The organism is Vibrio sp. SALL6 (assembly GCF_002002385.1).
GTDB classification, from domain to species: Bacteria; Pseudomonadota; Gammaproteobacteria; order Enterobacterales; family Vibrionaceae; genus Vibrio; species Vibrio parahaemolyticus.
In genome coordinates this window covers 1-12,542 of record NZ_MQVK01000037.1, presented here as the reverse complement: position 1 = coordinate 12,542, position 12,542 = coordinate 1, and the positions used below count along the sequence as shown (strand labels likewise).

The 12,542-nt window shown below is 46.4% G+C and carries 16 protein-coding genes; 14 read left to right on the top strand and 2 right to left on the bottom strand.

Annotated features, from left to right (window positions below):
• Positions 1-72 precede the first annotated feature (72 nt).
• From kefG to BIW15_RS21285, 5 genes are all read left to right on the top strand, one after another.
• The gene (kefG, locus tag BIW15_RS21310; RefSeq protein ID WP_005480062.1) at positions 73-666 is read left to right on the top strand and encodes a glutathione-regulated potassium-efflux system ancillary protein KefG; all 594 of its coding nucleotides are present in this window, start codon (positions 73-75) and stop codon (positions 664-666) included.
• A complete protein-coding gene (gene kefB / locus BIW15_RS21305) occupies positions 650-2,446 on the top strand; it encodes a glutathione-regulated potassium-efflux system protein KefB (protein ID WP_005464769.1) in 1,797 nt (598 codons plus the stop codon). Before kefG ends, kefB begins: the two co-directional genes overlap by 17 nt.
• Before the next feature lie 33 nt (positions 2,447-2,479).
• Positions 2,480-2,680: a YheV family putative zinc ribbon protein gene (locus tag BIW15_RS21300; protein WP_005464767.1), complete on the top strand. Its 201-nt coding sequence runs from the start codon at positions 2,480-2,482 to the stop codon at positions 2,678-2,680.
• A gap of 88 nt (positions 2,681-2,768) precedes the next feature.
• On the top strand, positions 2,769-3,350 hold the full coding sequence (slyD, locus tag BIW15_RS21295) for a peptidylprolyl isomerase (RefSeq protein WP_005485547.1): 582 nt from the start codon (positions 2,769-2,771) through the stop codon (positions 3,348-3,350).
• A gap of 131 nt (positions 3,351-3,481) precedes the next feature.
• Positions 3,482-4,423, top strand: a complete 942-nt coding sequence (locus BIW15_RS21285) for an isoaspartyl peptidase/L-asparaginase family protein (protein ID WP_030000697.1) — start codon at positions 3,482-3,484, stop codon at positions 4,421-4,423.
• 87 nt (positions 4,424-4,510) lie between these two features.
• Here BIW15_RS21285 and BIW15_RS21280 read toward each other — a convergent pair whose 3' ends face one another.
• Together BIW15_RS21280 and BIW15_RS21275 are read right to left on the bottom strand one after the other, a co-directional pair.
• Positions 4,511-4,738, bottom strand: coding sequence for a SlyX family protein (locus tag BIW15_RS21280; protein WP_005458294.1), 228 nt, complete (start codon positions 4,736-4,738; stop codon positions 4,511-4,513).
• Entirely contained in the window at positions 4,735-5,721 is a 987-nt protein-coding gene (locus tag BIW15_RS21275; RefSeq protein ID WP_021453043.1) for a WD40 repeat domain-containing protein, read from the bottom strand. The genes BIW15_RS21280 and BIW15_RS21275 overlap by 4 nt, the downstream gene beginning before the upstream one ends.
• 128 nt (positions 5,722-5,849) lie before the next feature.
• On the opposite strand from BIW15_RS21275, the gene fkpA reads away from it, so the two are divergent.
• From fkpA to BIW15_RS21230, 9 genes are all read left to right on the top strand, one after another.
• Positions 5,850-6,632 (top strand): FKBP-type peptidyl-prolyl cis-trans isomerase, encoded by a 783-nt coding sequence (fkpA, locus tag BIW15_RS21270; protein WP_005458290.1) that lies wholly within the window; start codon positions 5,850-5,852, stop codon positions 6,630-6,632.
• A gap of 143 nt (positions 6,633-6,775) precedes the next feature.
• The gene (locus tag BIW15_RS21265) at positions 6,776-7,492 is read left to right on the top strand and encodes a transcriptional regulator (RefSeq protein WP_005438378.1); all 717 of its coding nucleotides are present in this window, start codon (positions 6,776-6,778) and stop codon (positions 7,490-7,492) included.
• A 2-nt stretch (positions 7,493-7,494) separates the two neighbouring features.
• Positions 7,495-7,890 (top strand): sulfurtransferase complex subunit TusD, encoded by a 396-nt coding sequence (gene tusD / locus BIW15_RS21260; protein ID WP_005458288.1) that lies wholly within the window; start codon positions 7,495-7,497, stop codon positions 7,888-7,890.
• Positions 7,887-8,243, top strand: a complete 357-nt coding sequence (gene tusC / locus BIW15_RS21255; protein ID WP_025624924.1) for a sulfurtransferase complex subunit TusC — start codon at positions 7,887-7,889, stop codon at positions 8,241-8,243. The genes tusD and tusC overlap by 4 nt, the downstream gene beginning before the upstream one ends.
• A 7-nt stretch (positions 8,244-8,250) precedes the next feature.
• Positions 8,251-8,526 carry a sulfurtransferase complex subunit TusB gene (gene tusB / locus BIW15_RS21250; protein WP_005481146.1) on the top strand — a complete coding sequence of 92 codons (276 nt, stop codon included), beginning with the start codon at positions 8,251-8,253 and terminating at the stop codon, positions 8,524-8,526.
• Positions 8,527-8,704: 178 nt separating this feature from the next.
• Entirely contained in the window at positions 8,705-9,079 is a 375-nt protein-coding gene (rpsL, locus tag BIW15_RS21245) for a 30S ribosomal protein S12 (RefSeq protein WP_004399892.1), read from the top strand.
• 101 nt (positions 9,080-9,180) lie between these two features.
• Complete coding sequence (gene rpsG, locus BIW15_RS21240) at positions 9,181-9,651, top strand: 30S ribosomal protein S7 (protein WP_005488949.1); 471 nt, start codon at positions 9,181-9,183, stop codon at positions 9,649-9,651.
• Positions 9,652-9,789: 138 nt separating this feature from the next.
• Positions 9,790-11,889: an elongation factor G gene (gene fusA, locus BIW15_RS21235; RefSeq protein WP_005496543.1), complete on the top strand. Its 2,100-nt coding sequence runs from the start codon at positions 9,790-9,792 to the stop codon at positions 11,887-11,889.
• Between the two features lie 153 nt (positions 11,890-12,042).
• Positions 12,043-12,542 (top strand): GTP-binding protein (locus BIW15_RS21230; protein WP_025796244.1); only part of this gene is annotated, 500 nt, incomplete at its 3' end.

The following is a 12,542-nucleotide window of genomic DNA, read 5'->3' as shown; positions in this document are numbered from 1 at the left end:
TTAATTGCATTATGCTATACAAAAAAGTATAACAATTTGATAACGGATAAAAATCACCACAAGGACGACCATTTGGCTGTAGCAGCGTCTATTCTCCCAAGAGTTCTGGTCATTTATGCTCACCCAGAGCCTCACAACTCCATTGCCAATCAAGTGATGATAAAGCGAGTGCAATCACTTGAGCACGTGACGGTGCACGATCTTTATGGCGCTTATCCTGATTTCTTTATCGATGTGAATCACGAACATGATCTACTGATGAATCATGATGTGATTGTCTTTCATCATCCTCTTTATATGTATTCATGTCCGGCGTTGTTGAAAGAGTGGTTAGACCGAGTACTCGGCAAGGGCTTTGCGTTTGGCGACGGTTCTGCACTAGAAGGCAAATATTGGCGCAGTGTGATCACCACGGGTGGTAAAGAAGAAGCCTTCAGTGCTAGGGGGTATAACAAGTATCCGTTAGAGCAGATTCTGCAACCGTTCGAATTGACGGCTGCACTATGTCAGATGCATTGGATGGAGCCTCTGGTGCTGTATTGGTCGCGCAATGTTTCTGATATTGAACGCTATGAACACGCGGAGCAGTATCGTCGATGGCTGAGTAATCCTCTTGATGAGTGGGAAGCGTTGCACCAAGGAGGTCAGCATGGCGATAACCAGTGAGTTTCTACAAAGCAGTGTTGTGTTTCTGTCGGCGGCGGTGATTGCTGTTCCTTTGGCGCAGCGATTTGGCTTAGGTTCAGTGCTTGGCTATTTGTTGGCAGGGGTATTGATTGGCCCATGGGGATTACGCCTGATTAGCGATGTCGATGCGATTCTGCATTTTGCTGAGCTCGGGGTGGTGTTGCTGCTGTTCTTAATTGGCTTGGAATTGAACCCGAAAAAATTATGGCAAATGCGAGGGCCGATTTTAGGTCTTGGCGGCGCGCAAGTTGTGGTGACGACGGCGGTTATTGGTAGCATTGTCAGTTTGTTTGGCTTGAGCATGCAGGTGAGTTTGGTCATCGGCATGGGGCTCGCCCTTTCCTCTACGGCCATTGCACTCAAAGTGATTGAAGAGCAAGGCCTCAATGGCACCGAAACGGGCCAGTCTGGTTTTGCTGTGCTGCTTTTTCAAGATATCGCCGTCATACCGATGTTGGCTATGTTACCGCTTTTGGCTGGTGAACAGAATGTAGGTAGTTGGTTCGATGCTTTTACCGTTTTAGGCAGTGTCGTAGCCTTGTTGATTGGTGGTCACTTTTTATTGCGTCCTCTGTTTCGTTTTGTCGTGATGAGTGGGGTTCGCGAGCTATTTACCGTGGCTTCACTCTTGGTGGTGCTAGGCATTTCTGTGGTGATGCAAAAACTGGGCTTGTCCATGGCGCTAGGAACTTTCTTAGCTGGAGTGTTGCTGGCCGAAAGTGAATATCGCCATGAGTTAGAAATCGCTATCGAGCCGTTTAAAGGCTTGCTGCTTGGTCTGTTTTTTATTGCGGTTGGCATGGCGGTAAACTTGGGCTTACTGGCGTTGCATCCTCTTGAAATTCTTGGTGCGGTGGTAGCTTTGGTTGTGGTGAAAGGTTTGGTGTTGTACGCCCTAGCCAGAGCGGGTCGAGTGCGAGAAAAAGCACGTAGCCGTATGGCCGCCATCTTAAGCCAAGGTGGTGAGTTTGCTTTTGTGATTTTCACCGCAGCAAGCCAAGAAGGCATTTTATCCAAAGAACAAGTGGCGTTTTTGTTGGTTGTGGTGAGCCTATCGATGGTGACCACACCACTCTTGTTGATGGGACAAAAGAAGTGGTTCGCTCATACGCTTAATCAGGAAGAAGAGAGCGTCACCAGTCACGTGGTTGATCGTCGTCCTCGTGTCATCATTGCGGGTTTTGGTCGTTTTGGGCAAATCGTTGGGCGCTTAATGTACGCCAATAAAATCAAAGTTACGGTATTGGAAAGTGACGCCAGCCAAATTCACTTACTGCGTAAGTACGGTTACAAAGTTTTTTATGGCGATGCCACGCAAATCGATTTGTTGCGCGCCGCTGGCGCAGACAAAGCGGAAGCGTTAGTGATTTGTACAGACTCGCCGGATGAAGTGATGGCGATTGTCGATATCTGCCGTACGCATTTTCCGAATCTCAAATTGCTCGCTCGTGCTCGAAGCCGAGTTGAGGCCTATCAGTTGATGAGCCATGGTGTGCAAAACTATTCGCGTGAGACTTTTTTAGGCGCACTGGATCTTGGTCGTCAAACTCTGGTTGAGTTAGGCATGCACCCATATCAAGCAAAGCGGGCAGAAGCACATTTTCGTAAGCTCGATAATGCTATGCTTAAAGACTTGCTGCCTCAGCATAATGAAGATAAGAAGCTCGCCCAAAGAGCCAAAGAAGCTCGTAAAGAGCTAGAAGAAATTTTTGGTCGTGAGATGGAAAGCGATCACCAGTCGCCTAATCATTGGAAGTAGTACCCGCAGACTTAAGCGGGAAAAGGAACAAAAGTGAAAGCCAAGAAACGTTTTATCGCGGGGGCAACTTGCCCACAGTGCAGCCAGCAAGATACCCTACGCTGGTGGATAGAAAACAATATTGAGTTAGTCGAGTGCGTTGAGTGTGACTACACCGAGCAGCGTAAACCGCAATCTGTAGAGAAAAATAAACACTCCGCACAGGAAATGATTGGGATTTTTAAGCCTGAGTAATTGAACTTCGATAATTGATCCCCATAATACTACCATCGCAGTACTTAACCCCATTCTGGTTAAGTCAATTAATCTCTCTGGAGTTAGTATGAAAATTGAAAAGAACGTTGTTGCAAGCCTTGCATACAAAGTAATGATGGAAGACGGTGTAGTAGTTGACCAATCAACTGCAGACGCGCCTCTAGATTACCTTCACGGTCATAACAACCTAATCACAGGTCTTGAAAAAGAGCTTGAAGGTAAAGTGGCTGGCGACAAGTTCTCAGTAACTGTAGCTCCTGAAGATGCATACGGTGAGCACAACGACGCTCTAGTTCAGCGCGTTCCTGCTGACGTATTCCAAGGTGTTGAGCAAATCGAAGTTGGCATGCGTTTCCTAGCAGACACTGACCAAGGTCCAATCCCTGTAGAAGTGACTGAAGTGGACGGCGACGAAGTGGTTGTTGATGGTAACCACATGCTAGCAGGTCAAACGCTAACATTCGAAGTTGAAGTAATGGCAACTCGTGAAGCAACAGCAGAAGAGATCGAACACGGTCACATTCACCAAGCTGGTGGTTGTTGTGGTGGCCATGACCACGATCACGACCATGAAGGCGGTTGCTGTGGTGGCGAAGAGAAAGGCGACGACCACGAATGTTGTGGCGGCGGCGGTTGCGGTTCTCACTAATCGCATGCTCTTCACTAGATAAACGCATCTAGTAAAGCTTTAAAAAAGCGCAAGTTGAGGTTTCAACTTGCGCTTTTTGTTTATCTGCGGTGTAGTGCAAATCATACAAGGAATAACAGTTGGACAAAGCGATGACGAAACCGTTCTCAATTGCCATTCACGGCGGAGCAGGCACCATTTTGCGTGAACAAATGAGTGATGAACTTCAGCAATCCATCTTGGCAGACTTAGAAGCTGCGGTAAAAGCAGGACACCAAATCCTCGAACAAGGCGGAGAAGCGCTTGATGCGGTGGTCGCTGCGGTAAAAGTACTGGAAGACTCTCCCAACTTTAATGCGGGTAAAGGCTCGGTTCTTACTCACAACGAAATGGTAGAAATGGATGCCTCTGTGATGGATGGTCGCAACCTTGCCGCAGGTGCTGTCGCGGGCGTTAGACACATTAAAAACCCGATCGAGTTGGCTCGGGATGTGATGCTTCGCAGCAACCATGTGTTGTTGGTTGGTGAAGGCGCTGAGAAGTTTGCTTTTGAACAAGGCCATCAATACACCGAACAAGATTACTTCTTCACAGATCGCCGTTATGAACAGCTGCTCTCAATGCGTGAGAAAGGTTTGTTTGCGTTATCTGAGTCTCGTTACCCGGATGATCGTAAACACGGCACCGTAGGCGCAGTGGCGTTAGACCAGCAAGGCAACTTAGCTGCGGCGACCAGTACGGGTGGGGTAACCAATAAGCAATATGGCCGTGTTGGAGATTCTGCACTGATAGGTTGTGGCACGGTGGCTGAGAATGGCGTGGTGGCAGTTTCAACTACGGGTGTTGGTGAGTTCTTTATTCGTAAACGTGTTGCGGAAGATGTAGCAGCACGCATGCGTTATTTGCAAGAGGACGTACATACCGCGTGTGAAGCCATTATTCAGGGAGATCTCAAAACCATGGGCGGAGAAGGTGGCCTGATTGCCATTGATGCGAATGGGGAGTTGCATTTCGCTATGAACAGTATGGGTATGTATCGTGCGGGTATCAATACTCGTGGTGAGTTGTGTGTGAAAATCTACGCTAACGACTAACCGTTCGATCATTTCACGATGAGCCACCGTGCAATTACAACAAAGCCCAGCATAAGTCTGGGCTTTGTTTTGTCTTTCGCGTATTGATCAGTAATGCGGCGGCGGTGGCTCGTTGGCTGGATCTTCCATATTCGAAGAATCCATATTTTTCACTTTGCCTACTACGTACTTCATTTGATCTTGCATCTTCGTGATCTGCAATTGTTGTTGTGACAATGCACTGTTTAGATCTTCGATTGTTTGCTCTTGGAACGCCACCTGACACTCTAAGTCGTTGATGCGTGCTTCCAATTGCTCAATGAGTTTTTCTGTCATGACCCGTTCTCTAGTTGCCAAGCTTGGGCGATGCCCGCCGATGTGGCAGTAATTACACGTTGCTTAGAATCAAAGGCAGCATCATACACGACCGCGCGAGGAGGGCGAGTATCTTTTTTCGGCTCGACTTCAAATCCGTCAATGCGCTTTCCGCTCTGCGTATCCCAAATCGAGACGCGGCCTGAAGGTGTTCCCGTCACCAGTTGAGAGCCATCATCAGAAAAACGCGCGGTAGAGAAAATCAGCTGGCGCGACCAACTGCTGAGTTGCGAAACCTTTTGACCTGTTTCTAAATTCCAAATGATCGCTTGATTGCCACCGTCTGACGTCATGGCGAGTTTGCCATCTCGTTGCAGTGCCACGCGCACAACACGTTGTTCATGTTCAAAAGTTCGTAATACCTGACCAGATTCAGTATCCCAGAGGTAAGCTTTGTAGTCGTTACCGCCTGTCAATGCGAATCGACCATTAGGAGAGATGGCGACAGAGTTGACTTTTTCTCGGTGAGCGAGGAACTCCAAGCGACGACCGGTGACTAAGTTGACGTAAATGGCTTTACCGTTTGAGAGCCCGAGTAGCACTTGTTCACCGTTGCTGGTGATGTCGATGTCGCGAATTAACGCGTCAGAAATGGACCACAGCCCTTGTGCTTGCGTCCAGCCAAGGTCCCAAACGGCAAAGTTCATTTGACCTGCGGTTACAGCAAAACGGCCGTTGTCTGAAATACGAATATGAGATACCGCGTTGCCATCGGCATCAAGCTCTCCAAGCGTTGCGAGTTTTTTGTTTTGCTCTAGGTCCCACAAAACCAAGTGGTGTTCTTCAGAGTAGAGCAAGGCAAATCGACCATCTCGGCTGAGTCCAAAGCTCGTTGAGCCCTGCGGTTCGAGTGGCCAACGTTGAACTTCATGCTCGGTAAAAAAGCAACCATTTAACGTGGTGATGACAATTAAATATAGGAATAAATGAGAAATTCTTTGCATCACATCTAATAATCCGGTTTGTGTCTTAAGACATATAGCTAGTATATTGGTATAACGATTGTCTTCACCAGTCTCATATAAGATTTGTGCACAATAACCAATGGCGAAGCCATTATTGGGAGAATTTAATGAAATCAGTTTTAAAAGTGTCGCTACTTGCTGCAACAGTAATGCTAGCGGTAGGTTGTCAGAAAGAAGAAACAAAACCAGAAGCAGCACCTCAAGCAGAACAAGTTCAAGCAGAAACAGGTAAAGCGGTTCACTTTAAAACCGACGACGACAAAGCGGCATACGCAATCGGTGTTTCATTTGCTAACTACCTAAGCACTAGCATCGAAAAACCAAGCGAAATCGGTATCAACCTAAACAAAGACCTTGTTCTTAAAGGTATCGAAGATGTCTTTAAAGGCAACGCAGAGCTAAACGAAGAAGAAACACGTGCTGCTCTAGAGTCTCTAGACAAGCGTGTTGCTGAGAAGATGCAAGCACAAGCAGCAGAAAAAGCAGCGGCAGCGAAAAAAGCTGGCGATGATTTCCGTGCGGAATTTGAAAAGCAAGAAGGCGTAGTGAAAACAGACACAGGTCTTCTATACCAAGTAATCACACCTGCTGAAGGCGAGAAGCCAAAAGACACTGACACTGTACAAGTACACTACAAAGGTACGTTGATTGACGGTACTCAGTTCGACAGCTCTTACGATCGTGGTGAGCCAGCAACGTTCCCTCTAAACCGTGTTATCCCAGGTTGGACAGAAGGTGTTCAGCTAATGCCAGTGGGTTCTAAATTCAAATTTGTTATCCCGCCAGAGCTTGCATACGGTGACCAAGACACACCAAGCATTCCAGCAAACTCAACACTTGTATTTGAAGTTGAGCTACTAAAAGTTGAGAATGACAAAGCTGAGCAATAAGAACGAGCTGAGCTAAGTTATTGAAAAAGGTCCGTTTAACGGGCCTTTTTTGTTCTAGGTCACTAGTTGGTGAGTTTGCTAGGTTGCGTTTCAAATTTTCTGATAAACTTACACCAATTTGTTGATTTTTCGCTCGAAGGCTTATGACAACTACAGAAACAATAAATGCGGAGATGTTGCTCGAAATGGAATCGGTTAACGTGATGCCATTTACTGAGCACGACAAAATCATCTTGAGATCTTACGAAGCGGTCGTGGACGGTATCGCGAGCCTGATCGGTCCGTTTTGTGAAATCGTTCTTCACTCTCTGGAAGACTTAAATACCTCTGCAATCAAAATCGCCAATGGCGAAAACACCGGCCGCCAAGTAGGTTCGCCTATTACTGACTTAGCGCTAAAAATGCTGAAAGACATTGAAGGCTCTGAGCGTAATTTCTCACGTTCTTACTTTACACGTGCCAAAGGCGGCGTACTAATGAAGTCAATCACTGTTGCTATCCGCAACGGTGAAAATCGCGTAATTGGTTTGCTGTGTATCAACGTCAACCTTGATGCGCCATTCTCGCAAGTGTTGCAATCTTTTATGCCAACGCAAGAAGCGAAAGAAGCCGCTTCATCGGTGAACTTCGCGAGTGACGTAGAAGAGCTGGTGGACCAAACCGTTGAACGTACGATTGAAGAAATCAATGCGGATAAATCGGTATCGAACAACACTAAGAATCGTCAGATCGTGATGGAGTTGTACGATAAAGGCATCTTCGACATCAAAGATGCCATCAACCGTGTTGCCGATCGTCTTAACATTTCAAAACACACCGTGTATTTATACATTCGTCAACGTAAAACCGAGGACGAATAAGCGTGGGTGGATTAACTTACACGCTGGTGGTAAATGGCTCTGTTTACGGCAGCCAATCGGCACGCAGCGCATACCAATTCGCACAAGCAGTCATTGAACAAGGGCATACTCTGGTGAGTGTGTTCTTTTATCAAGATGGTGTGACCAACGGTACAGCGTTAAGTGTGCCAGCTAATGATGAGTTTGATTTGACTAAAGCATGGCAAGGTCTCGCTAAAGAACATGATGTGCGTTTGGAAACGTGTGTCGCTGCAGCGCTGCGTCGTGGCATCATTAGTGAGGATGAAGCCACTCAACATGGTTTAACACAAAACAATCTTGCAGAAGGTTTTGTACAAGCGGGTTTGGGCAGTCTAGCCGAAGCGATGTTAACCCAAGACAGAGTGGTACAGTTTTGAGTCTGTTAACTTATCTATTTCGAAGCGCACCGCATGGCAGCGCAGCAGGTCGCGAAGGCGTTGATGCGCTTTTAGCGGCTTCCGCGTATTGCGAAGATATCACCGTGATCTTTATCGGAGATGGTGTGTATCAACTTCTGTTAGGGCAAGAACCTAGTGGTATCTTAAGCAAAGATTACGCGCCGATGCTCAAGTTATTCGATCTATACGACATCGAACAGGTGTTTGTGTGTTCAGAATCGTTAGCGCAGAGAGGATTGGCTCAAGCTGATCTCGTTATAGATGCTCAAGCACTCAGCCTTGAGCAAGTAAAAGAAAAACTGCAGCAAGCTGGCAAGTTACTGTCATTCTGAGGACGCTATGTTACACATCATCAAAACCGTTTCAGCCTTAGAAGATGCATTCGCATTGTATAGCGAACAAGATGCTGCCTTGCTGATTGAAGATGCCGTCTACGCCGCAAATCCACAGCACAAGGCGTTTAGCCATGTAAAACACGCTACTGTGTTCGCATTAGAAAGCGATATTCAAGCGCGTGGAATGGCAAATCGTATCAGTCCATCAGTGACTGTCGTAGACTACGTTGGCTTTGTCGAATTGACGGCAAAACACGATAAATCTCTCACCTGGGATTAATACACCTTTCCTGTCGATAAAGCTTTACGGATGAATTGCTCTAATTGAACAAAAAAGATCCGTATATTTCTTGACACACCTCTCACTGCTGCATAGAATTTTGCGTCCCTAACTGCCAATGGTGGCTAGGGATAGATTTTTCACAAAGCTTACTTTCAAGTAAATCAGGAGCTAGTTAATGGCAACTATTAACCAGTTGGTACGTAAGCCACGTGCAAAGCAAGTTGTTAAAAGCAACGTGCCTGCACTAGAAGCGTGCCCACAAAAACGTGGTGTATGTACTCGTGTTTACACTACTACACCTAAAAAACCTAACTCAGCACTTCGTAAAGTTTGTCGTGTACGTCTGACAAACGGCTTCGAAGTTACTTCGTACATCGGCGGTGAAGGTCACAACCTTCAAGAGCACTCAGTTGTTCTAATCCGTGGTGGTCGTGTTAAAGACCTTCCAGGTGTGCGTTACCACACTGTTCGCGGCGCACTAGACTGTGCTGGCGTAAATGACCGTAAACAAGGTCGTTCTAAGTACGGTGTGAAGCGTCCTAAGTCTTAATGGATTCCGTTAAGTAAGGCCAAACACTAAATTATTTTTAATTTTTTGAAAAAACTGAAAAGTTTTGGATAAAACCTGAAGAAGACAACGGAGATAAATCCATGCCACGTCGTCGCGTCATTGGTCAGCGTAAGATCCTTCCAGATCCAAAATTCAAATCTGAATTGCTGGCAAAATTCGTTAACATCCTAATGGTTGACGGTAAAAAATCTACTGCAGAGAAAATCGTTTACACTGCACTAGATTCTATGGCTGAAAAGTCTGGTAAAGACCACTTAGCTATTTTTGAAGAAGCTCTTGAAAACGTTCGCCCAGCGGTAGAGGTTAAATCTCGCCGTGTTGGTGGTTCAACTTACCAAGTTCCTGTAGAAGTACGTCCGGTTCGCCGTAACGCACTTGCTATGCGTTGGTTGGTTGAAGCTGCGCGTAAGCGTGGTGAAAAATCTATGGCTCAACGCCTAGCTGCTGAAATGCTAGACGCGTCTGAGAACAAAGGTACTGCTGTTAAGAAACGTGAAGACGTTCACCGTATGGCAGAAGCGAACAAAGCGTTTGCACATTACCGTTGGTAATACCTTTTCAGTGCTGCAAGGTTCCTTGCAGCACTTCTTTAGTTCCTATGCCTATGCTAGGAACTATTGCTATATCTAGGGGATAGCATTTTTTAGCTATAGCAATAGTCCCTATCTCTAAGTTAAGAGGATTCAATCGTGGCTCGCAAAACTCCTATTGAGCACTACCGTAATATCGGTATCTGTGCTCACGTAGATGCAGGTAAAACAACCACTACTGAACGTATTCTGTTCTACACTGGTCTGTCTCATAAAATCGGTGAAGTTCACGATGGTGCAGCAACCATGGACTGGATGGAGCAGGAGCAGGAACGTGGTATCACTATCACTTCAGCTGCGACGACTACTTTCTGGCGTGGTATGGAAGCACAGTTCCCTGAGCATCGCGTAAACATCATTGATACTCCAGGACACGTTGACTTTACGATCGAAGTAGAGCGTTCTCTTCGTGTACTTGATGGTGCAGTGGTTGTGTTCTGTGGCTCGTCTGGTGTTGAACCTCAGTCTGAAACAGTATGGCGTCAAGCTGACAAATACCACGTTCCTCGCATGGTGTTTGTAAACAAGATGGACCGTGCAGGTGCAGACTTCCTACGCGTTGTGGATCAAATTAAAAACCGTCTTGGTGCGAACCCTGTTCCAATCCAACTAAACGTTGGTGCTGAAGAGGACTTCCGTGGTGTTATCGACCTTATCAAGATGAAGATGATCAACTGGAATGATGCCGACCAAGGCATGTCGTTCACTTACGAAGACATTCCAGCAGACATGATCGAGCTTGCTGAAGAGTGGCGCAATCACATGATTGAGTCAGCAGCAGAAGCAAGTGAAGAGCTAATGGACAAGTATCTTGAAGAAGGTGAATTGACCGAAGCTGAGATCAAACAAGCTCTACGTACTCGCACACTAAACAACGAAATCGTACTGGCTACTTGTGGTAGTGCGTTCAAAAACAAAGGTGTTCAAGCGGTACTGGATGCAGTAATCGAATTTTTGCCATCGCCATCTGACGTACCTGCAATTAAAGGTGTTGACGAGAAAGATAACGAAATTGAACGTCACGCAGACGACAATGAACCGTTCTCAGCACTGGCGTTCAAGATCGCGACAGACCCATTCGTGGGTACGCTTACTTTCATGCGTGTTTATTCTGGTGTTGTTAACTCAGGTGACGCGGTTTACAACTCTGTAAAAGAGAAGAAAGAGCGTTTTGGTCGTATCGTTCAGATGCATGCAAACAAGCGTGAAGAAATCAAAGAAGTTCGCGCTGGTGATATTGCTGCTGCTATCGGTCTGAAAGATGTAACGACAGGTGACACACTGTGTGACCAGAACCACAAAGTGATTCTGGAGCGCATGGAATTCCCTGAACCAGTTATTCAGATCGCTGTAGAACCTCGTTCTAAAGCAGACCAAGAGAAAATGGGTATCGCGCTAGGTAAACTGGCTGCGGAAGATCCATCATTCCGCGTAGAAACGGACGACGAAACAGGTCAGACTCTGATCTCTGGTATGGGTGAACTTCACCTAGATATCATCGTTGATCGTATGAAGCGTGAATTCAGCGTTGATTGTAACGTTGGTAAACCTCAGGTTGCTTACCGTGAAACCATTCGTGGTAAAGCGGAAGTGGAAGGTAAGTTCGTTCGTCAATCTGGCGGTCGCGGTCAATACGGTCACGTATGGGTCAAACTTGAGCCTTCAGAACCTGGTGAAGGTTTCGTATTCGTAGACGAAATCGTGGGCGGTGTGATTCCTAAGGAATACATTAGTTCGGTAGCGAAAGGTATCGAAGAGCAAATGAATAGTGGTGTTCTAGCGGGTTACCCTGTCCTAGATATTAAAGCTACACTATTTGATGGCTCTTACCACGATGTAGACTCAAGCGAGATGGCGTTTAAGATCGCTGGCTCGATGGCATTCAAGAAAGGTGCACTAGAAGCACAACCTGTGATTCTAGAACCAATGATGAATGTCGAAGTAACCACTCCGGAAGATTGGATGGGTGACGTTGTTGGTGACCTAAACCGTCGTCGCGGTATGATCGAAGGTATGGATGAAGGTGTGGCTGGTCTTAAGATCATCCGTGCTCAAGTTCCACTATCTGAGATGTTTGGTTACGCAACTGACCTACGTTCTGCAACTCAAGGCCGTGCGTCTTACTCTATGGAGTTTAACGAGTACGCTGAAGTGCCGAAAAACTTCGCAGATAAAATTATTGCAGAGCGTGGTTACTAATTGACGATTGAACTACAAAAAGTTTACGACTTTTTGCGAGATCAAGCCGTCCAAATATTGCGCTAACGGGCGTTGGCGCATAAAATAACAATTTCTGGCGCGTCGTAGATCAATAATGATCACGGCGAATCATAACTAGGAAGGAACACGATCGTGTCTAAAGAAAAATTTGAACGTACGAAACCGCACGTTAACGTTGGTACAATCGGCCACGTTGACCACGGTAAAACAACTCTAACTGCTGCTATCTGTACTACTCTAGCTAAAGTGTACGGCGGTGAAGCGAAAGACTTCGCATCTATCGATAACGCTCCAGAAGAGCGTGAGCGCGGTATCACAATCGCAACTTCTCACGTAGAGTACGACACTCCAAGCCGTCACTACGCGCACGTTGACTGTCCAGGACACGCTGACTACGTTAAAAACATGATCACTGGTGCTGCACAGATGGACGGTGGTATCCTAGTTGTTGCTGCGACAGATGGCCCAATGCCACAAACTCGTGAGCACATCCTACTAGGCCGTCAGGTTGGTATCCCATACATCATCGTATTCATGAACAAATGTGACATGGTTGACGATGAAGAGCTACTAGAACTAGTAGAAATGGAAGTTCGTGAACTTCTATCTGAGTACGATTTCCCAGGTGATGA

Coding starts and splice junctions, on each gene's coding strand:
- BIW15_RS21275 (WP_021453043.1), bottom strand. CDS start 5,721: ATGCAAAGAATTTCTCATTTATTCCTATATTTAATTGTCATCACCACG.
- BIW15_RS21280 (WP_005458294.1), bottom strand. CDS start 4,738: ATGACAGAAAAACTCATTGAGCAATTGGAAGCACGCATCAACGACTTA.
- BIW15_RS21285 (WP_030000697.1), top strand. CDS start 3,482: ATGACGAAACCGTTCTCAATTGCCATTCACGGCGGAGCAGGCACCATT.
- fkpA (WP_005458290.1), top strand. CDS start 5,850: ATGAAATCAGTTTTAAAAGTGTCGCTACTTGCTGCAACAGTAATGCTA.
- rpsL (WP_004399892.1), top strand. CDS start 8,705: ATGGCAACTATTAACCAGTTGGTACGTAAGCCACGTGCAAAGCAAGTT.
- rpsG (WP_005488949.1), top strand. CDS start 9,181: ATGCCACGTCGTCGCGTCATTGGTCAGCGTAAGATCCTTCCAGATCCA.
- kefB (WP_005464769.1), top strand. CDS start 650: ATGGCGATAACCAGTGAGTTTCTACAAAGCAGTGTTGTGTTTCTGTCG.
- BIW15_RS21265 (WP_005438378.1), top strand. CDS start 6,776: ATGACAACTACAGAAACAATAAATGCGGAGATGTTGCTCGAAATGGAA.
- tusB (WP_005481146.1), top strand. CDS start 8,251: ATGTTACACATCATCAAAACCGTTTCAGCCTTAGAAGATGCATTCGCA.
- slyD (WP_005485547.1), top strand. CDS start 2,769: ATGAAAATTGAAAAGAACGTTGTTGCAAGCCTTGCATACAAAGTAATG.